Annotated in this window: 16 protein-coding genes; 6 read left to right on the forward strand and 10 right to left on the reverse strand. The window is 65.3% G+C overall.

All coding sequences use genetic code 11. The annotated features are described in order from the left end of the window. The first annotated feature begins 216 nt into the window (after positions 1-216). The 4 genes from ABD989_RS06255 to disA all read left to right on the forward strand — a co-directional run bounded on the left by ABD989_RS06255 (position 217) and on the right by disA (position 5513). Entirely contained in the window at positions 217-852 is a 636-nt protein-coding gene (locus ABD989_RS06255; protein ID WP_345312814.1) for a hypothetical protein, read from the forward strand. Between the two features lie 77 nt (positions 853-929). Continuing rightward, positions 930-1937 carry an alpha/beta hydrolase gene (locus ABD989_RS06260; RefSeq protein ID WP_345312815.1) on the forward strand — a complete coding sequence of 336 codons (1008 nt, stop codon included), beginning with the start codon at positions 930-932 and terminating at the stop codon, positions 1935-1937. Between the two features lie 1834 nt (positions 1938-3771). Continuing rightward, on the forward strand, positions 3772-4182 hold the full coding sequence (locus ABD989_RS06265; RefSeq protein ID WP_345312816.1) for a hypothetical protein: 411 nt from the start codon (positions 3772-3774) through the stop codon (positions 4180-4182). Positions 4183-4430: 248 nt separating this feature from the next. Beyond that, a complete protein-coding gene (gene disA / locus ABD989_RS06275; RefSeq protein ID WP_246992386.1) occupies positions 4431-5513 on the forward strand; it encodes a DNA integrity scanning diadenylate cyclase DisA in 1083 nt (360 codons plus the stop codon). Between the two features lie 3 nt (positions 5514-5516). On the opposite strand, the gene ABD989_RS06280 is transcribed toward disA, so the two are convergent. Both ABD989_RS06280 and ABD989_RS06285 read right to left on the reverse strand, forming a co-directional pair. Further along, positions 5517-6230, reverse strand: a complete 714-nt coding sequence (locus tag ABD989_RS06280; RefSeq protein WP_345312817.1) for a hypothetical protein — start codon at positions 6228-6230, stop codon at positions 5517-5519. Positions 6231-6320: 90 nt separating this feature from the next. Then, positions 6321-6947, reverse strand: a complete 627-nt coding sequence (locus tag ABD989_RS06285) for a carbonic anhydrase (RefSeq protein ID WP_246992390.1) — start codon at positions 6945-6947, stop codon at positions 6321-6323. A gap of 47 nt (positions 6948-6994) precedes the next feature. On the opposite strand from ABD989_RS06285, the gene ABD989_RS06290 reads away from it, so the two are divergent. Beyond that, complete coding sequence (locus ABD989_RS06290; RefSeq protein WP_345312818.1) at positions 6995-7873, forward strand: HhH-GPD family protein; 879 nt, start codon at positions 6995-6997, stop codon at positions 7871-7873. Between the two features lie 39 nt (positions 7874-7912). On the opposite strand, the gene ABD989_RS06295 is transcribed toward ABD989_RS06290, so the two are convergent. The 8 genes from ABD989_RS06295 to purB form a co-directional block, all read right to left on the reverse strand. After that, a complete protein-coding gene (locus tag ABD989_RS06295; protein WP_345312819.1) occupies positions 7913-8725 on the reverse strand; it encodes a hypothetical protein in 813 nt (270 codons plus the stop codon). A gap of 61 nt (positions 8726-8786) precedes the next feature. Further along, positions 8787-9305 carry a hypothetical protein gene (locus tag ABD989_RS06300; protein WP_345312820.1) on the reverse strand — a complete coding sequence of 173 codons (519 nt, stop codon included), beginning with the start codon at positions 9303-9305 and terminating at the stop codon, positions 8787-8789. Continuing rightward, positions 9302-11683, reverse strand: coding sequence for a CHAT domain-containing protein (locus tag ABD989_RS06305; RefSeq protein WP_345312821.1), 2382 nt, complete (start codon positions 11681-11683; stop codon positions 9302-9304). Before ABD989_RS06305 ends, ABD989_RS06300 begins: the two co-directional genes overlap by 4 nt. Further along, complete coding sequence (locus ABD989_RS06310) at positions 11680-12924, reverse strand: hypothetical protein (RefSeq protein ID WP_345312822.1); 1245 nt, start codon at positions 12922-12924, stop codon at positions 11680-11682. The genes ABD989_RS06305 and ABD989_RS06310 overlap by 4 nt, the downstream gene beginning before the upstream one ends. A gap of 550 nt (positions 12925-13474) precedes the next feature. Further along, positions 13475-14194, reverse strand: coding sequence for a hypothetical protein (locus tag ABD989_RS06315; RefSeq protein WP_345312823.1), 720 nt, complete (start codon positions 14192-14194; stop codon positions 13475-13477). A 143-nt stretch (positions 14195-14337) separates the two neighbouring features. After that, positions 14338-16530 carry a S9 family peptidase gene (locus ABD989_RS06320; protein WP_345312824.1) on the reverse strand — a complete coding sequence of 731 codons (2193 nt, stop codon included), beginning with the start codon at positions 16528-16530 and terminating at the stop codon, positions 14338-14340. After that, a complete protein-coding gene (locus tag ABD989_RS06325; RefSeq protein ID WP_345312825.1) occupies positions 16523-17419 on the reverse strand; it encodes a phosphoribosylaminoimidazolesuccinocarboxamide synthase in 897 nt (298 codons plus the stop codon). The genes ABD989_RS06320 and ABD989_RS06325 overlap by 8 nt, the downstream gene beginning before the upstream one ends. A gap of 37 nt (positions 17420-17456) precedes the next feature. Next, positions 17457-18884, reverse strand: coding sequence for an adenylosuccinate lyase (gene purB / locus ABD989_RS06330; protein WP_345312826.1), 1428 nt, complete (start codon positions 18882-18884; stop codon positions 17457-17459). Between the two features lie 142 nt (positions 18885-19026). On the opposite strand from purB, the gene ABD989_RS06335 reads away from it, so the two are divergent. Beyond that, positions 19027-21222 carry an MMPL family transporter gene (locus ABD989_RS06335; protein WP_345312827.1) on the forward strand — a complete coding sequence of 732 codons (2196 nt, stop codon included), beginning with the start codon at positions 19027-19029 and terminating at the stop codon, positions 21220-21222. Positions 21223-21256: the final 34 nt, after the last annotated feature.

Genomic DNA, 21256 nt, shown 5'->3' on the forward strand with positions numbered 1-21256 from the left:
GCGGGAACAACGGCGGCGGCGACAACGGCGGCGGGAACAACGGCGGCGGCGACAACGGCGGCGGGAACAACGGCGGCGGCGACAACGGCGGCGGGAACAACGGCGGCGGCGACAACGGCGGCAGCAGCAGCCTCAGCGGTCTCTTCGGCGGCGTCTTCAACGGCCTCTTCGGCTGACCCTCAGCACCGTCGACCCACAGAATCAGGAGAAACTCTCATGCGCACAGCAGCCCGCCTCGCCTCCGGCACCGGAGCCGCGGCCCTCGCGATCGCCCTTCTCGGCGCCACCGCCGGCACCGCCACCGCGGCACCGGCCACCTCCGAACCCTGGTACGGAACCAACAACAATTCCCAGTACTGGATGACCGTCAGCGACTCCACCCCCAAGGTCGGCGACACCATCACGCTCTCGACCAGCATCAAGCGCCGGGTGGCCATCGAGACGATCAGCAGGGTGAAGCAGGTGGTCCCCACCTGCCTGTCGTACGTGGCCGGCAGCGCCGCCTGGAACGATAAGCCCGTGGACAACATCGAGGACGGCTCGGGCGAAGAACCCGGCTACGTCCTGGCCAAGGGCTCCTGGACCGTCGACGGCACCGGAAAGCTCGGCAACAACTGGAGCGCCGTCAGCACCCTGGCGATGCAGTTCACCGTCAACCCGTCGTGCGCCACCGGGGAAACGATGTCCACCACCATGCACATCACCGGATCCCTGAACAACCGCACCGATCAGGACAAGGGCCCCACCATCACCGTGGCCAAGGGCATCGGCGGCGGCATTGGCGGCGGACTGCCCGATCTGGGCGGATCCGGCAGCCTGGACACCGGCAGTCTCGGCAGTCTCCTGCCCTGACAGCCGCCGGCGCATCCCCGTCGACCCCAGCACCGTCGACCCCAGCACTGCAGTACTGAAGTAAGAAAGCGAAGCACATGAAGTTCACTCGATCAGCCCGCGGCCTGGTGGCTGCGGCTGCGGCCATCGCGATCAGCGTCGGCACCCCGGTGGGTGTCGCAGCCGCCGATCCGGCGACCGGCGAGTCCCGCGTCACCGGCAGCAGCACGTACGGTCCCCAGCGCGAACTGGTGACGGTGTACTCGGCGTCGATGGGTCGCAACATTCCCCTCGACGTGCTGCGTCCGGCCGACCGCAGCAAGCCCGCGCCGGTGTTCTACCTGCTCAACGGCGCAGGCGGCGGCGAAGACAGTGCCAGTTGGGCCAACCGGACCAACTACGCCGAGTTCTTCGCGGGCAAGCACGTCAACGTGGTGACACCGATGAAGGGTGCGTTCTCTTACTACACCGACTGGCAGCGGGCCGATCCGGTGCTGGGCGTGCAGAAGTGGCAGACCTTCCTCACCAAGGAACTGCCGCCCGTGATGGACGCCTACCTGAAGTCGAACGGCAAGAACGCCGTCGCCGGTATCTCGATGGCGGGCACCACCGTGCTCAACCTCGCGATCGCGGCGCCGAAGCTGTACACCATGGCAGCGTCGTACAGTGGCTGCGCCCGCACCAGCGATCCCCTCGGCGAGCGGTACATCCGCACCGTGATCGAGGACCGCGGCAAGGCCGACGCCCGCAACATGTGGGGCGCCTACGGCGGCCCGGGCTGGCGCAAGAACGACCCGTACCTGAATGCCGGCAAGCTGCGCGGCACGCAGATCTACCTGTCGTCGAACAGCGGCCTGCCCGGCGAGGACGAATCCCTCGAGCCCGGCAGCAGCGCCGGTGAAGGCATCGCCCTGACCGACCGCGTGATCCTCGGCGGCGGCATCGAAGCGGTCACCAACGTCTGCACCCAGCAGATGGCGGAGAAGCTGCGTTCGCTGAACATCCCGGCGACCGTCGTGATCCGTCCCACCGGCACCCACTCGTGGGGCTACTGGGAGCGCGAACTGCACGCTTCGTGGCCGGCGATCGCTCGCTCGCTGAAGTAGGCAGTAGCTAGGAACACCCCGCCAGCAGCGTGGACCCTTCCGGGTCCACGCTGCTGCGCATCTCGCCCTTCGACGAGGGTGAGCCCCCTGGGGTTTGGTGGCTCGGTGACGGGTCGGCGGGGCCATGCGAACGCGCCACGAAGTCGTCCGCACAACCGACGATGTGTGCTCATGCTCCGCCTACTCCGCCGTGATCTGTATCGCGCCCAGGCCTCTGGGGCTCGCTCGTAATGAGACGCCCACTTGCGTGCAAAACCGCTGAACCGGCGGTCAGATTCGTACTGATTGATGTGGCTGCAGACGACTCCGCATCCACCCGGTCTACCTCAGGTGACCGGAGTTGGAGGCTGCCCTGCTAAACGACTCCGTCGGAAAACACTGAAACCGTTTTCCCAGCTCGCGCATCCGAGAAACTCCGGACCGGAATGCAACTTCTTCCCTCTACCTTCACGTTTACAGCTTCTTGCCCCCGACGGTTGACCGGATGCTCCTACCGTTGCTGCAGGCCCTCAGTCGGGGGCTCACACGTAGAGACACCACAATTTCGGAGTGATAATGAGACGAACTTTCATCCTGCAGCCCGCTCTGCTCGGCGCGCTCTCGATGACTACACTTTTGGTCGGCGGGACGGCATGAACAACGCCACTGGACTCAGAAGTCTGTCCTGGGCCGCAGCGAGCTTCGTGGCCACCATCGCAGTCGTGATCATGCTCCTCGTCGTCATCGGCCCGCCACCGGTCAGCGCCGAAACGCCTGCTGAACGCTGCAAGCGCGAGACAACGGCCTACAACAACGCGTGGAAGAACACCTGGGCCCAAGCCAACCCCGGCAAGAGCCCTTCGCAGGCACCGCAGCCTCTGGTTCCGTACAAATGCCGTGGAGGCAACGACGGGCCGCCACCTTCCCCGCCTCCGTCACCATCGTCCGCCGCGCCCGATCCGACGACAGAACCCGAAAAACCAGCACCTACCCGTGGAGAAGGCCCCAGCCTCAACCCGACAACCCAACGCGAAGAGCCTGCCAGTGGGGTGGACCAGAACCAGTCACGTATCGGAGATCGAGACGGGGCGCGCTCACCATCCTCGGCGACACGGAAAGCCCCAGCTGAAACCCCTCGCACAAGGAGTTCCTCTGACACCTCTCCGGCCTCCCCTTTGCCGCGCCCTCGGGAACAGCAGATCTCGTCCCCGCTGAACTCGCAGCCGACCAAGCGCCCCGACCATGCGAACTACGCCGCGGGAAACAACGACACGGATGACAGTGCTTGTGTTGGAGTTCCTTTTACTGAGCAGCGAATCGGGTCAAACTGCCACCACTATCGAGAGGTAGTGACCCGGGTGACATCAGATATCAAGACCGACTTCAGTGACCAGGCAGGGGCTTGCTCCTACGATGAGCACAGCAATCCGTGCACGCTGTCTCACAGCACTGAGCGCGGGGTGACAATCGGTTTCACCGGCGGATTAAGCGGCGAATTTGTCAAGGCGGAGCTCTCCGTGACTAGCAGCGACATTGTTACCGTGGAAGTAGTTTGTGGTGCACCGAAAAACCCGGACTCGGCGAAGGGGACCGTCGCATACATGTCTAACTATAATCCCACATACTACATTGATAAGTACTATGTGACAGGCGGGGGTCTGGCGGAGCGGTCGGATCAGCAGAGTGCCAAGGAAGGCCGGGGAGTGCATTGCGTAACCGTTCTCAAAGAGGCGTAAGGGCGGTCCCCGCTATCGTGGCGGTTCTCGCGCTATCGCTGGTGGCGGGATGTTCGAACACAGATGGGGGCAGCACTGAGGACCATGCTGGTGAAACCACTATCCCTGCAGTGCAGGACATGCGACAAGATATTCACCCCGTTGATCTTGTGGGGATTGATGCAGATGAGCTGAATAACAAGATATTTGCTCCCGACGCGCGCGATACATCATTCGGTGACGAAAACATGTATGACGTTGGAAATGGGGTGAGGGTTGCCACCGGCGGGCTGAACTTCTCTCGCCGCGTGAACCCTGCCCGGGGTGATGAGTTCGCGAACTACACCGGCAACTTCCGAATCTTGACCGCATGCTCGCGGTTCGATGAGGCCGACGACGGTTACTACCTCTACGTCGGCATCCTGCCTCCTGAACTGGCCACTGACGACGTGCTCGCACGAGGCAGGGCAGGCGAGTTCAACCAGGTCCTGCAGGATCGGACCGGGTGCAGACCGTGGGGGCCGACTATTCCCGTATCGAAGGCCCGGTAGCGAGCGACAGATCGCAACCCGCCGGACCTCCAGCTCGGCACCGGTGCGCGGCGGATCGGCGGTGAGTAGCGCGTTCCCGTCGTCGGAGAACGCACGCGAGCGGGGCAGGAAGCGGACCCCTTGGGGTGCCGCCCCTTCGACTGCTCAGCGGGCGTAGGGACAATCTCAGGGAGCGTAGGACGACCTCAGGGCGCGTGCGACAAGCTCAGGAAGCAGGGGCAGGGTAGCGACCGGGTAACCTCCACACCATGATGACCGACTCCACATCCGAGCAGGTCCGCGCCACACTCCGGCGCGTGGCGCCCGGCACCGGGTTGCGCGACGGGCTCGAGCGGATCCTCCGCGGCGGCACCGGCGCCCTGATCCTCCTCGGCTACGACGAAGCCACCGAACGGATCTGCGACGGCGGCTTCCACCTCGACGTCGCCTTCGCCCCCACCCGCCTGCGGGAACTGGCCAAGATGGACGGCGCCGTCGTACTGTCCGACGACGGCACCCGCATTCTGCGCGCCAACGTCCAGCTGATGCCCGACCCGTCGATCCCGACCGCGGAGTCGGGCACCCGGCACCGCGCCGCCGAGCGCACCGCCCTGCAGACCGGGACGCCGACCATCTCGGTGAGCGCCTCGATGTCGATCGTGAGCCTGTACGTCGACGGCATTCGCCGCGTCGTCGAGAATCCCGACGGACTGCTGTCGCGCGCCAACGTCGCCCTCGCCACGTTGGAGCGGTACAAGTCGCGGCTCGACGAGGTGAGCGCCCAGCTCTCGCGCGCGGAGATCGAAGACTACGTGCTGCTGCGCGACGCGTGCAGCGCCGCCCAGCGCATGGAGATGGTGCGACGCGTCGGCGTGGAGATCGAGGAGTACGTGCTGGAGCTCGGCGTCTACGGACGCCAGGTGGCGCTGCAGCTCGAGGAACTGATCAGCGACAACGACATGATGCGCGAACTCCTGGTGCGCGACTACTACTCCGCGCCCGAGCCGGCCAGCACCGAGCAGGTGCGCCAGATCCTCGACGCGCTGGAAGACCTGTCGAACGCCGACCTGCTCGACCTCACGCTGGTGGCCGGCGCGTTCGGCTACCCGTCGACCATCGAAGCGCAAGACCTGCCGATGACGCCCCGCGGCTACCGGCTGCTGGCCCGGATCTCGCGCCTGCAGTTCGGGCACATCGATCGGCTGGTGCGCGAGTTCGGGAACCTGCAGTCGTTGTTGGCGTCGAGCTCGGCCGACCTGCAAGCCGTCGAAGGCATCGGTTCGATCTGGGCCCGGCACATCCGCGAAGGCCTCTCCCGGCTCGCCGAAGCAAGCTTGGAGCGGTTCGACTAGCGACTACTGCTGGGGCGGGGCGATCACGTTGAACGTGATCGGGGCCGACTCCTTGACGCCCACGGTGGCGATGGCCTGGTAGGCGCCCACCGGGATCGCCACGCGCGGCTTCTCGCAACCGGGGCTGCTGGTGGTGCCCGACCACGTGATCTTGTCCGAGGCCTGCTGCCCCGGCGCCAGCACCTGGACGTTCACCGTCTTGTCGGGGGCGCAGTCCTGTGCGGACCACAGGGTCCGCGTGCCGTCGAGCGAACGGACGGTCACGTTCTGCGACGCCTTGCCGATGTCGCGCGAGCAGGGTGCGAGGCCGCCGTTGGTCACCACGACGGTGAAGACCGGCTGGTCGCCCTTGGTGTAGGTCGGCTTGTCGGTGTAGAGCACCACCGACAGCGTCTGGTCCGTGCACGGCGCCACCTCGGCGCCCTGGGCCGGCTCGGTCTGCGGGGCTTCGCTGGTGGGGGCCGGGGACTCGACCGGCGACTTGGGTGCCGGGGCCTGCCCCTGGTTCGGCTTCTCGCCGGACGGTTCCGGCGCTGCCGACTCGGTGGTCGACGACGTGGCCGCGGCGTTGGTGGTGCCGGGTTCGTCTTTCCCACCGGAACTGGCCCAGATGATCAGGGCGATGATCAGCGCGATTGCCACCACGACGGCAGCGGCGGCGAGCAGCCGACGCTTCCAGTAGACCTCATCAGGCAACGGTCCCTGCGGTTCAATCACGTCTGCCACGGTATCGCCGCACGCCAGGGGCGTCGTCGACCCCGGGCGGCGTGTCGCGACATGCGGCGGGAGATCACACCCTTCAACGACCTACGGGGCGGGCTCGCCGATGTCGCCGATGACGCTGGAGAGCGTGGCGGCGCCGTCGTTCAAGTGGTAGTTCAGGCCGATCACCGCGAGGCGTCCGTCGGCCACCTGCTCGGCGATGATGCGGCTGCGCTCCACCAGGAGCTTGCCGGTCTCGGTGACGTGGCGCTGCTCGAACTCGTCGACGCGCGTGAGGCCGTCGCGGCGCCCCTCGATCATGCTCGGGAGCACACGCTCCACGATGGAGCGGATGTAGCCGGGGGGCAGCTCGTTCTCGTCGAGCGCCCGCAGCGACGCCGCGATCGCGCCGCAGCTGTCGTGGCCGAGGACCACGATCAGCGGGGTGTTCAGCAGCTCGACGGCGAACTCGATGGAGCCGAGGACCGACGAATCGATGACGTGACCGGCGGTGCGGACCACGAACATGTCGCCCAGACCCTGGTCGAAGATCACCTCGGCAGCGACGCGCGAGTCGCCGCAACCGAACAGCACCACGTGCGGGGTCTGGCCCTGGACCAGCTCCGGGCGATCGGCGATACCCTGACTGGGATGAATCGCCTCCCCGCGCACGAAGCGCTCGTTGCCGGATTTGATGAGTTGCCAGGCTTCCGTCGGGGTGAGATCTTTCATGCTTCTAGTGTTACACCTCACCAAGTGGAAGGGATTCGGCCGGGCTCGTGGAAGCGGACATTCTGACCTGGTTCGACGACGCTCGGCGCGACCTCCCCTGGCGCGATCCCGCGGTGACCGGCTGGCACGTTCTGATCAGCGAGATCATGCTGCAGCAGACCCCGGTGTCGCGCGTGGTGGAGCCGTGGCAAGACTGGGTTCGACGATGGCCCGTCCCCTCGGCGATGGCCGCCGAACCGGCCGGCGAGGTGCTCCGCGCGTGGGGCAAGCTCGGTTATCCGCGGCGGGCGCTGCGCCTGCACGACTGCTCGAAAGTCCTTGCCGCACAACACGATGACCGCGTCCCCGACGATGTCGACGTGCTCCTCGGCCTGCCCGGGATCGGCGACTACACCGCCCGCGCGGTGGCGTGCTTCGCGTACGGGCAGGCGGTGCCGGTGGTCGACGTGAACGTGCGGCGGGTGATCGCGCGGGCCGTGCACGGGCGGGAGCCCGGTTCGCCGGCGCGGGGCGACCTGGCCGACGCGGAGGCGCTGCTGCCGCGCGACTCTTCCGGCGCCCCTACTGCTGAGGCTCCGGTGTTCTCGGCGGCGCTGATGGAACTGGGCGCGCTGGTCTGCACGGCGCGCAACCCCAAGTGCGAGGAGTGCCCGATCGCCGATCAGTGTCGTTGGCTGGCGCGGGGCCGGCCGTCGTACGACGGGCCGCCTCGTCGTACACAGAAATACGAGGGCACCGACCGACAGGCCCGCGGGAAGCTGCTCGACGTGCTCCGCGGCAACTCCGGCCCGGTGGACCGCGCCGCCCTCGACGCCGCGTGGACCCGAGACCCCGGTCAGCGCGACCGCGCCCTCGACTCCCTGCTCACCGACGGCCTCGTCGAGCTCACCCCCACCGGCCTCTTCTCCCTCCCCGGCGAATCCTGACGCGCTACGGCAGCAAGATCAGTCCGACCTCTCGTCCATTCACGCCGAATCCAGTCCGCTGCATGTCCCGAAATGACGGCAGAGATGATCGATCGGATCTCGAATGAACTCGACGACATGCAGACCGTGCATCTCGGCGACCGCACGGACCTCTCGGCTCTGAAAATACGCGTAGGAGCCGATAAAAGTAATCTCCGATCCGCACATCTCTTCGTCGACATGAACCCGAAAGAACTCCTTGATGTTCGCGACATGAAACTCCTCGAAGAGGATCGGGTCCAGATCTGCAGCGAGGCCAGCCACATCCTCCGGCGCCGATTGCACCGGTCCAGGCATGACTCTCGCAAGCATCGCAGCTTGCTCCGCGCTCAACTTTCCATCATGAAAGTCAGCAAGCACCATGCTTCCGAAAAAGTACGCGCTACCTTCGTCTCCCCGTTGAGGGCCCAGTCCGCCGACCATCCGCGAAACCGCACCATCTTCCACCAACACCAGCACCGAGCCCGTACCCATGATGGCGACCGCGCCGTCGCGTTTTCTCAGGGACTGCGCAATGCCTTCGATGTCCGACTCGACCATCACCGTGGAGAAGTATTCACCAAGAAATTCTTGCAGGCAATCACGCCCCTTGCCCCCGCCCAATCCTGCACCGAAGAAGAAGATTGGAACCGGTCGATCAAGATGCGCCTTCAGGAACCGATCGGATTCCACAAAGAACTCGTCATCAAAGTTCCGCGGGTGATAGCTCCTCGTGGCCAGCAGCTCTGTAGAACCATCGCTATAGAGGAAACCCCACCTCGTCGAGGTGCCACCTGAGTCGACAACGACACCGGTCAGACCACGATCGAGCATCGTGCTCGAAGCCCCAATTCAGCCAACTGATCCAGTCGAGAAGTAAAAGTCCGGACCAATATTAACCCAATCCCGCAACAGTGAACTCAGACGAAGAAACACCGTCCCAATCGGAAATCTCGTTCGCAATGTCTCGCAAATCATCATTACACTCGACGCAGCTCTTCACTTCACCCACGAACTCAAGTCGCGAAACAGAATCGTGAATCCGATCCTTAGCCAGGATATCTACGCATCCGCGCGGTTGAATGACACGGACGAGACCGTACTCGAGCTCCCGGTTCCGCGCATCCGCCAGGCTCCCGTTCGGCCCCGTGTAAATGATGTGCGCTCCCGATCGCCGGTCGAACAAGAGGTCCAGCTTGCGAACGTTCGACAGGGATCCGCGAACGGTTACCTGAGCAGTCCTCAGCGACATCGCTCCGAAACCGCCGACGACCATGATCGAGTCCATACTCTCAATGATTGCGCCGACACTGCGAACTTCCTCGACCTCAACACCGAGTCGATCGCACTCGGCCTCGAAGTCGTCGAAATCTTCGGGGTCAATGTGAACCGTCAGCCCTGGATTCGAACTCATCTTTCACCTTTCATCGCGAAACCCGTCCCTCGTACATAAGCTACCAACCTTCCCCACTCGTCGGGATCCAACCCCCCGACGATCGCCGCCCTTTGCGCATCCCGCAGGAGCTCCGGCAAAGTGAGCACTGTGCCACCGCGGACAGCCTCGACAATCGCGGCGACAAGGTAACTGGCCCCACTGCTGATAACTGGTCCCACACCGGCGATCACAGATCTCGCTCCGCCGAACATCACAGCGACACAGAGCGCCAGCGGCTCGGCGCCACTCATACCCTCACCCGAATGACAGGTTGCAAGGAGCACCGCTGGCGGCCAGGACACATTGAACGCCTGTGCAACCGACAACGACTGCGGCAGGTAAATGGCCTGCCGCAACCCAGTCCCACCACAGTGGGCCGACACATGAAGGAAGCCGTAATCTTTCGCTCGGGTTCGCAGGAGCTGAAGCAAGTCGATATCGGTCCTACGACTCCCCTCGCCGGCACGCTCCTGCACTGTGTGAACCAGAACGTCCGGGGGAGGCTCGTATCCCCAACTCGCAAGCTCGGCACCCATGTCGAGGCCGGCGCCGATCGTTCGGTCGCCCCTCACAATCGGCGCCGCCACCATATGCGCGACGCTCGGTCCAGTCACCGATCCGAGTTCCTCATCGGCAAGATTCGCGAGGCACGGCACCACCGAAACCGTACGATTCTCCACAAGATACTCTCCGTCAAGCCGCAGAGCCGGCCACGGTATCCCGTCATGTGCGGCGTGCGGCGAGATCAGCAGTATCTGGTTTTCATCAGCCGTAGACGACATTTCCGGCGGCAGCAATGCCGGAGAGATCTCCCTTACCCACTCATCCGTTGTTTGGAGCGGAACCGGCGCATCCTTGAGAGACTTGTACGGACCAGTGAAGGTCACGACGCCGGTCCGGCTGATGTGCGTCCGGAACCATTGCGTGAGAAGCGGACGCGCACTCCGCCCGACCCAGACATAGTCCAGAGCTTCGACAGAAGCAATTCTTGCAATCACCTCGCGGACATCGAGTAGCCCCGGATCATAGAGCTCCAATACCATCGGCCCGAGGGCCGCACTGATTCTGAGCTCATATTCCTCAATAGTCCGGTCACGCTCCTCCTCGATCGCGTACCTCTCTTCGCCCTCCGCGTCCCAAAGATTGTCGTCGTGAATACTGATATTCTTCAGATACTCACGAAAAATCTCCGGAAGTTCGACTGCCGGATCGCGCAAGAGATGCGTCAAGGTCGACCGCTTGACAATCAGCGCGATTCGGAATCCGCATTCCGCCAGTATTTCCGAATGAGCTGCGCAGACTTCTGCAAGATCACCCAAACACGCCTTGAGAACCACGGATAGAGCACCACCACTGCGGGCCAGGACTCTCCATCTGTTCATGATCCAATCTATACGATCGATCGCCGCCGTAACCAGAGACGACAGAGTTTGAGGCGAGGGAGATTCCAACTCGGCGGCAAAATCCACCGCGCAGAGCGCCGCATTAAGCTCATGGATTACGTGCCCCACCGAGTCACGCCGACCAGCCTCGAGAGTATTCGGAACATCAATGGTCAATACATCAACCACGACGCCTTCACCTATGCGACCACAAAGGTACTCGGCAAATGATCTCCCCAGAAGAACCTTTACCCACAACGAGGTTTCACCCATGATTCCTTCGGTATCCCGCAGGAACTCCGCGTGTGCACCGGCCAGATAAGACGAAACATCCTCGATGGATCCAGTTTCACACTGCGCGGCCAGACGCTCATACTCGAAGTGAAATCGGTAGTGTTCCACCCCGCTACCTGAGGCCAACCGACGGTCAAGACCATTCCGAATATGGTCGTCCCACCCCGGCTCGACGCTGAACTGCAGCCTGCAGGCACGCACCCAACTGAGTAGGGCCGGAATCCGTCGTTCCAGGTATGGCACTATCTGTACGAAATCGGTAGTTTCGTCGAAGTGACCCAGCAGGACCAGAGCATAGCGATATAGCTCAGCCGGCGTAGGAAGCCTCTGCTCAGACACCCTCCACGAGATATCCACATCTTGAATAGTCGATATCTGCCGTTCGACCAGCTCTCGCCGGTACCACATAATACCGCCGATTTGGTCCGCGAACAGTGCAATCGCAGCCGCATGACATAGGTTCTCAACCCTCGTCGCTATATCGGTGTCCAGCGGATCCTGACTGCTGGCCAATCCAAGATGAATCGCCGCTGCCTGCGCGAGGCCGTCATCGTTGTCGACCGCATGGGGCAGGACGGTTCGAATCGCGTTCTCTGTCTCATGCGCACTGATCAAGAGGTCGTATCTGCGCACGCAGCGACGAACTAGCAGCCGACGCCTGCGCTCTGCGCTCTCGATCATTTCGACAAGATCTGTAACGCAGCGAGAACTCGATCCCGCCGGCCCTCTTCAGACGAAAACCGATCCATATTCAGCCAGTTCTCACGCCATTCTCGATACCCGGGAACACTGCGCAATTGCTCTATCCCGCGAAGGTACTCGGGCATAGTCGCACTACTGATCACATTCACGTCGGCATCCTTGTGTGCCACCAGCCATTTCGAGATACTATCGAGATCATTGAGATCGCATCCTTGATCAAGACCCAAAGATTCAAGCCGAGTCGGTAGGGCCCGTTCGGGAAACAGTAGAAAGAATGCGAGACGTAGCTGAACCAAGGCCTTGAAGTGCTCGTAAATTAGCTGAACGTTATTGGCCGCGTTCATTTCTGCAGAGGATTCGATTCTTGCATATGCCGCAGTGAACCCGTCGACAAGGTTCTCGATATATGCAGACCAAGAGCCTTCCCTTCCAGGCACCGGCATACCGTACGACTCAAGCCGTGGACACATCGGCAGGACAAGCAAATGCGCACGAGCAGTCATAATCGCGGGATTCTGCATCATAGTCGGCCCAAGCAGGTGGGTGGCATCTTTCTCGGCGATGACGTCGTAATTGCCGAGGATGTGCTCGGCTCGATTCATTGCCCTCTCTCCGCTGATAATGCCGATGCGCAACCCATGCGCAAGGTGGATCAGCTCATCTTTCTGAGCGGAGTCATCCTTTCGCCCTGCCGCCACGGCCTCGCTCCACCGACAGAGGGAATGCTCCGGCTCGCGGCATGCCGTTCCGGTTCGCGCCAAGAAGGACTGCTCAGCCAACTCATCGACGTCCCGCTTCAGGTCCAAATAGTGAATCGTGTCACTGTAGATGCCGGAGGTTATTTCATCGGTGCGCCGTTGAAGTAGATCTTCCAGTGATTTATGCACCGTCCTGGCAGCCTGATAGCCTGCCTCCGAATCTTTCAGCGAGTGCGCCAATGCCTGACTCCGGACGGCGCCAAGTGCACGGAGGCTGAACTCCGGCCAGGGCAGAGTCTGCCCCAACTGCGACAATTCCCGGATTTGGTTATACGCATCAATCGATTCCTGCCGGCTATTGTTCAGAAGGACAAGGAATGCCGGTTGGACAATATGGATTGCAAGCAGCGCTGCCTCATAAATCGCCCAACCGAGCAACCTTAATTCTCGGACAATTTCGTCAGGCGGATACAGTGGCTCAGCGCCCGCATCTTCCGCCAGCGATCTGAACGTGCTCCTCACGTGTTGATATGCGCCGCGAATCGTCTCGAGATGGACTTCAGTGAGTTCCGGTCGTGGCGACCGGGACTTCAAGACCTCGCATAGGATTTCTAGCCGTCCCGTCCACTGCTCGTCTCCCGCAGTTTCGTTTGACGTGGTCTGCAATTGGTCACCAACTCCCAGTACTCCGCAATCGGGCCCCGAAGACGCGGTCGCAGCCCTCGGCGTCTCCGCCAGATTCCACGGGGCGGCTGCCGAGGCACTGTGAAATCATCCCTCAGGGACGACCGCCTCGCGTTTTGCAACAGAGCCATGGCGTTCGCACCACGGAACTGGCCGACACCTTTCCCGAAAGCTACCCGACGCCAGCACTACCGGCGGCACTTGGCCCAGGTCAGCTCCGCAATATTCATCGGAACGGAGGACAAACCCACAGGGTCGACAGCTTCGGATCACTATCGAGTCGTTCGATCCGAGAGGCCGTCGAGTAGTCAACGCCCGTGACAACGAACGGCCGCTTCTGCCCACCGCAAGCGGGCCGATGGGCAGAAGCGGCCGTCGTCGTCGGACGTCAAGACAGGTCGATCTCACCCGAGCCGGAGCTGCTCTGGGCGTCGGCACCCACGAGGTCGCCGCCGGAAGTGTCCGGTGCGTCAGCGACCGGGGCCGGCGTGTCGACGGTCAGGTCCCGAGCCGGGGCGGTCTGCGCATCCGAGTCCGACTCGAGTCCGGGGAGGGTGACGGTCAGCGAGTTCGCGGGCTCAGGCGCGAAGGTTCCGGCAGCGACGGCCGGGGCACCGAGCAGCCCTGCGATCTGAGTACGTGCGTCGTCGATCGCGCCGACGACGTCGCCGCTGAACATCCCAAGCCCGAACCCGGCCACGACGTCCATGCCGTTCGCACCGAGCGTCTGCAGGTTGTTCAGCGGCTGCGTCGCGACCTGCTGAATCGGCCCGAGCAAGGCAACGACTGACGCGACCGTCGGCGCCGCAGTAACAACGAAGAGGTTCATCAGCGCGACGTCGACCTTGCCGGCGGCGATATTGGTCGCCGCCGACTCGAGCGAGGGAAGGGAAGCCGCGTTCACGGCGGCGATGTAAGCGGTGACGGCCTGCTCGCCGCCTGTCGCCAGCGCCGCGGCGCTCGTGACCTGATTGGCCACCACCTGCTCCAGAATCGGCGCTGCCGCGGCGTGGGCCGGCGCAGCGCTCGCCAGCGGAGCCAGTGCGAGGGCACCGGCCGCCGCCAGCGCGACGCCGGCCATTGCGGTCGGACGTGTGAGAGTTCGCAACGAACTATCCCTTCGATGAGACTCGAGCTGAGCGTGCTCACCCCGCGAGTCGCGACCCTGTTGCCGGGTCGCGTGCGGAGCCCGGAAAGCGACACGTCAACGGGGTCGCGACACGCCGGAGCGGGCGGGGCCGTTCGACAGGCTCAGGGAGCGGGTGGGGCGGTGTAGGCGCCCGACTGGGCGAGGACCCACGACAGCTCGAAGGCGGCTTCCTCCCATCGGCGGTAGCGGCCCGAGGGGCCGCCGTGGCCGGCGAGCATCTCCGTGCGGAGCAGGATCGGCTTGCCCGACGTGGTCGACTCCTGAAGGCGCGCAGCCCATTTTGCGGCTTCGGTGAACAGCACGCGGGTGTCGTTGAACGAGTTCAGAATCAGCATGGCCGGGTACGGCAGCTCGGCGACGTTCTCGTACGGCGCGTAGCTGCGGATGTAGGCGTAGACCTCGGGGTCGTGCAGCGGGTCGCCCCACTCGTCCCACTCGGTCACCGTCAGCGGCAGCGACGGATCCAGGATCGACGTCAACGGATCGACGAACGGCACCGCCGCCAGGATTCCGCCGAACAGCTCCGGCGCCAGATTCGCGACCGCACCCATCAGCAGACCGCCGGCCGAACCGCCGTCGGCCACCATCTGCCCCGGTGTCGTCCAACCCGTGTCCACCAGGTGCTGGGCCACCGCGACGAAGTCGGTGAAGGTGTTCTTCTTCGACAGCAGACGACCCTGCTCGTACCAGTACCGCCCCATCTCGCCGCCGCCGCGGATGTGCGCGGTAGCCAACGCCATCCCGCGATCCAGCAGGCTCAACGACGACACCGAGAAGCCCGGGTCCGAACTGATCTCGTAGGCGCCGTATCCGTTCAGCAGCAACGGCATCGGGCCGGTCACATCACGACGCCGCACGATCGAGATCGGCACCTGGGTGCCGTCGACGGCCGTCGCCCACTCGCGGGTGGCCACGTAGTCGGCGGGGTCGTACTCCCCCAGCACCGTGGCGCGCTTGAGTAGCGTGCGCTCGCCGGTGGCGACGTCGAGGTCGATCACCTCGGTCGGCTCCACGTAGCTGGCGTACCCGATGCGCAGCCGCGGGGTGTTCCACTCCGGGTTGCCGCCCAAGCCCACCGAGCACAGTTCCTGCGAAAAGGTCACGGGTACAAAGTCATCCGCGCCGGGCAGGGTGTCCCGACCGCGCAGGTCGGCGATCGCCAGCTTCGGCAGCGCCGCCTCCCGGTACGACAGCACGAGGTAATCGGCGAAGCACTCCACGTCCTCGATGCGGTGCGTGGCGCGGTGCCCGATCATCGGACGACGCGCGGCCGGGTCGTTCACCGGCATCACGTCGACCGCGAAGTTCGCCTGGCTCTGCCCCTCGGCGCTCGGCGCGTTATGCACGATGACGAAGTAGTCCTCGCCGCCGAACTTCGCGTGCTCGGCCGAATACTCCACGCCCGCAGTGCGTCCGGCCAGCGAAACGAACTCGCCGGTCGGATCGTCCATGGACAGCACGAAGACCTCGGAGGTGTCCTTGGACCCCGCCCCGATCACCAGGAAGTCCTCGCTCTGGGTGGCGCCGAAGCCGACCCAGAACCGCTCGTCCGGCTCGTGGAAGACGCGGACGTCGTCGCCGCTGCCGCCCACCTCGTGCCGCCACAGCGTGTCCGGGCGCCAGGCGTCGTCGACCGTCAGATAGAAGAGGAACCGCGCGTCCCGGGACCACGTGGCCCCGCCCGCGGTGTCTTCGACGACATCGTCGAGCAGCTCCCCGGTCTCCAGGTCCTTGATCCGCAGCGTGTACCGCTCGTCGCCGACGGTGTCGGTGGAGAAGGCCAACCAGCGGCCGTCGTGCGAGACGGAGTACCCGCCGAGCGCGAAGAACTCGTGGCCCTCGGACTCCACGTTGCTGTCGAGCAGCACCTGCTCGCCGGGCACCGGGACGTCGGGCGCCACCACCGGCGGCGTCCAGTCGTCGGGCCCGGAAATCGGGCAGCGGCAACGGATCTCGTACGCCTTGCCCTCTTCGGTGCGCAGGTAGTACCAGTACTGCCCGGACCGCACCGGGACCGACATGTCGGTCTCCTGGGTGCGCGACCGGATCTCTTCGTAGATGTCGGTGCGCAGCTGGGCCAGCGGCGCGGTCTGCGCCTTGGTGTACTCGTTCTGCGCCTCGAGGTAGGCGATCACCTCGGGGTTCTCGCGATCGCGCAGCCACTCGTACTCGTCGACGAAGACGTCGCCGTGGTGCTCGCGCGAGGACGGCACCTTCTTGATGGTGGGCGGCACGCTCGGGGGCGCAACAGAGTCGGGCACGGCGGGGGTGTTCGGCACAGCGGGATCAGGCATTCTCGGCGTCCGGCCAATCGTCGAAGGAGAGCTGCGAAATCCGTTCGTACGCTTCGATGTACCGCGCACGGGTGCGTTCGACGACGTCGGCGGGCAGCGGCGGGGGCGGCACGTCGCCGTGGCGATCCCAGTTCGCCGCGTCGGACGTGAGCCAGTTGCGGACGATCTGCTTGTCGAAGCTCGGCTGCACCTTGCCCGGCTCCCAGGTGGACGCCTCCCAGTAGCGGGAGGAGTCCGGGGTGAGGACCTCGTCGGCCAGCACCAGCGAACCGTCGGCCGCCCGGCCGAACTCGAACTTGGTGTCGGCCAAGATGATTCCGCGTTCGCGCGCCAGATCCGAAGCGCGCGAATAGATGTCGAGCGTCACGTCGCGCAGGGTGCGCGCCAGGTCGTCGCCCACCTGCGCGGCCACCTGCTCGAAGCTCACGTTCTCGTCGTGATCACCGATGTCGGCCTTGGTGGCCGGGGTGAAGATCGGCTGCGGCAGCCGATCGGCCTCGGTGAGACCGGGCGCCAGCTGCACGCCGCACACCGCGCCGGTGGCCCGGTAGTCCACCAGGCCCGAACCGGTCAGGTAGCCGCGGGCCACGCACTCCACCGGCACCATCGGCAGCTTGGCCACCACCATCGAGCGGCCCACCAGCTCGGCGGGGATCCGCTCGTCGGTGGGGCCGCCGGCCAGGTGGTTCGGCACGGTCAGCTCGTCGAACCAGAAGAAGCTGGCCGCGGTGAGGATGCGCCCCTTGTCCGGGATCGGCGTGTCCAGGATGAAGTCGTACGCCGAGATCCGGTCCGAGGTGACCAGCAGCAGAGTCTGCTCGTCGATCTCGTAGATGTCGCGGACCTTGCCGGAGGCGACGTGCCGATAGTCGGACAGGGCGGGACGCATCGCGCGGTCTCCTTCTTACTGATGCAGTGGGGTCGAGCTACAGGATCGGCGCCGGACGGTACCGGGACGCTTCCGGGTCGGTCTCGAGCAGCGCGGTGGCCGCCCGGATCACGTTGGCGATCTGCTGGGTGGACGCGCCGACGAAGGCCGACTTGTCGGCGATCAGCTCGTCGAGCTGAGCACGGTCCAGCGGCAGACGCTCGTCGGCGGCGAGGCGGTCGAGCAGGTCCGGCTCGCGGCCCTCCTCGCGCATGGCCAGTGCCACGGCGACGGCGTTCTCCTTGATTGCCTCGTGCGCGGTCTCGCGACCCACACCGGCGCGCACCGCGGCCATCAGCACCTTGGTGGTGGCCAGGAACGGCAGGTAGCGGTCCAGCTCGTTGGCGATCACTGCGGGGTAGGCGCCGAACTCGTCGAGCACGGTCAGGAAGGTCTCCAGCAGGCCGTCGATCGCGAAGAACGCGTCCGGCAGCGCGACGCGGCGCACCACCGAGCAGAAGACGTCGCCCTCGTTCCACTGCGCGCCGGCCAGCTCGCCGGTCATCGACGCGTAGCCGCGCAGGATCACCGCGAGGCCGTTGACGCGCTCGCAGCTGCGGGTGTTCATCTTGTGCGGCATGGCCGAGCTGCCCACCTGGCCGGGCTGGAAGCCCTCGGTGACCAGCTCGTGGCCGGCCATCAGCCGGATGGTGGTGGCCAGGGACGACGGTGCCGCCGCCACCTGCACCAGCGCGGACACGACGTCGTAGTCGAGCGAGCGCGGGTACACCTGGCCGACGGAGGTCAGCGCGTTGGCGAAGCCCAGGTGCGCGGCGACCTTGGCTTCGAGGGCGTCGAGCTTCTCCTCGTCGCCGTCGAGCAGATCGAGCATGTCCTGGCTGGTGCCCATCGGGCCCTTGATACCGCGCAGCGGGTAGCGCGCGATCAGCTCGTCGAGCCGGGTGATCCCGACCATCAATTCGTCGGCGGCCGACGCGAAGCGCTTGCCGAGCGTGGTGGCCTGCGCGGCGACGTTGTGGCTGCGGCCGGCCATCACGGTGGTCACGTACAGCGCGGCGCCCTCGGTGAGGCGCGCGAGCAGCGTGAGGCTGTGTCGACGCACGTAGGTCAGCGAGCTGAGGATCTGCAGCTGCTCCACGTTCTCGGTGAGGTCGCGGCTGGTCATGCCCTTGTGGATCTGTTCGTGACCGGCGAGGTCGTTGAACTCCTCGATGCGCGCCTTGACGTCGTGGCGGGTGACCCGCTCGCGCTCGGCGATGGAATCGAGATCCACCTGGTCGACGACGCGCTCGTAGTCGGCGATGGCGTCGGCGGGGACGTCGATCCCCAGCTCGCGCTGCGCCTGCAGCACCGCGATCCAGAGGCGGCGCTCCAGGATGATCTTGTTCCGCGGCGACCAGATCTCACCGAGATCTGCAGAGGCGTAGCGGCTGGCCAGGACATTGCTGATGGCAGGTTTTCCCACGTCGAGCATTCTACGGCCCAGGTCGCCCGCGGGGTGAATCCGCGACCTCGGAGGCGACTGGCCCTTGCCAATCCGATACCCCCATGGGTATATTAGCCGTCACCTGTTCATACCCCTAGGGGTATCACACCGAGAGGCCGTCATGAGTACCGACGTCACCACTGATCCACCACATACCTCCCCGCCAGGTGAGCCGAGCGAATCCAAGCCCGGCCCCCTGGCCCGTCTCGGCACGTGGGCCGGCACCCACCGTCGTTGGATGTTCGCCATCTGGGCCGTCCTCGTGATCGGCCTCGGCGCCGCCGCCCCGTCCGTGTTCTCCTCGCTGGCCGGCGCCGGCTGGCAGGCCAACGGCTCGGAGTCGGTGCAGGTCCGCGAACTGGCCCAGGAGCACTTCGGCGGCAACTCGTCGGCCGCGGTGCAGGTGGTCCTGAACTCGCCCGACGGCCCGCTCGACCCGGCCGCCCAGAACGAGATCCTCACCGAGCTGCGCGCCATCGCCGACGGCGACGACCGCTTCGCCGCGGTGATCGATCCGCAGCCGGGCATGACCGTCAGTCCGGACGGGCGCACCGCGATCGCCATCATCGGCGCCAACGCGAGCACCGACGACATGGTCAAGGCCGTCGACGACCACAAGGCCGAGATCACGGCCCTGGCCACCGACGACGTCGAGGTCTACCCCACCGGTGCGTCCGCGCTGTGGAGTGACTTCAACAAGGCCAACCACGACGCCATGATCAAGGCCGAGATGATCTCCTGGCCGCTGACGCTGGCGATCATGGTGGTCGCGTTCGGTTCGGTGGTCGCCGCCGGTCTGCCGCTGCTGCTGACCCTGGCCGGCCTGGTGGCCTCCGCGGGCGCCCTGGTGCTGCTCAACGCCGTCACGCCGATCTCGGTGTGGGCGATGAACTTCGCCATGATGTTCGCGCTGGCCCTGGGCATCGACTACGCCCTGTTCATGGTCGCGCGGTTCCGCACGGCCTACGCGCAGGCCCGGGAGAAGTACGACGACAAGACCGCCGCGCTGCGCGCCACCGCCGAGACGATGGACACCGCGGGCAAGGCGATTCTGCTGTCCGGCCTGACCGTCCTGGTCTCGCTGTCGGCCGTGCTGATGGTCCCCGCACCCGCGGTCCGCACCATGGCCGTCGGCATCATGCTGGCCGTCACCTTCGTCCTCGCCGCCAGCCTCACCCTGCTGCCGGCGGTGCTGGCAGCGCTGGGCGGCAAGGTCAACGCGGGCTCGCTGCCGTGGACCAAGAAGGCGCACCATCACCACGGCCACTCGCCGCTGTTCACCAAGTGGGGCAAGTTCCTGGACCGTCGTCCGTGGGCTCCGGCCATCGTCGCCGTCGGCATCCTCATCGCCCTGGCCCTGCCCGTCTTCGGGATCAAGGTGGCCATGCCGTCGATCGCCGTGGTCCCCGAGGACGCTCCCGTCCGCCAGGGCTACGAAGTGGTCGCCGCGCAGATGGGTCCGGGCGCCCCCGGCATGCTGACCATCATCGCGCCGGAGTCGGAGGCCGCTGAGGCCACCGAGATCCTCACCGCCAACGGCGACATCGCCGCCGTCATGCCCGCCCAGCCGGCCGGCGACGGCTCCGGGCTGGCCATGATCCAGGCCATGCCGAAGGTCGACCCGTCGGACGAGTCCATGGGCGCCACCGTCGACACCCTGCGTGCCGACCTGCCCGGCTCCGTCCTCGTCGGCGGACCGGCGTCGGAGAACCTGGACCTGCAGAACGCGCTGAACACCTGGTTCCCGCGGGTCGCCGCGACCATCCTGGCGTTGGGCTTCCTGCTGCTGCTGGTGGCGCTGCGCGCTCCGGTGATCGCCCTGCTGGGCACCGTGGTGAGTCTGCTGTCGACGGCGGCCGCGTTCGGCGTCGCCAAGCTGATCTTCGGTGACGGCATCGGCGCCGACCTGCTCGGCTTCGACCCGCAGGGCTTCCTGAACGGCTGGGGTCCGGTGTTCTTCTTCGCGATGATCTTCGCGATCGCGATGGACTACACCGTCTTCCTGCTGGCGACGGCCAAGGAGCACTACGAACGGCACGGCGACGCTCGCCAGGCGCAGCAGGACGCGATGGGCCAGTCCGGTCGCATCATCTTCGCCGCAGCCGCGGTGATGGTGGCGGTGTTCTTCTCCTTCGCGCTGGCCGACCCGCTGCCGCCCAAGGAGATGGGCATCATCCTCGGCGTCGCGGTGCTGCTCGACGCCCTGCTGATCCGCCTGATCCTGCTGCCCGCGATCCTGCGGGTGTCCCACCACGGCGCCTGGTGGTGCCCCAAGTGGCTGGACCGGATCCTGCCGACGATCAGCTTCAAGCACTGATACCCCAAGGGGCATAGAATGGACACATCGACTG

The organism is Gordonia alkaliphila, from assembly GCF_039542465.1.
Taxonomy (GTDB): Bacteria; Actinomycetota; Actinomycetes; order Mycobacteriales; family Mycobacteriaceae; genus Gordonia; species Gordonia alkaliphila.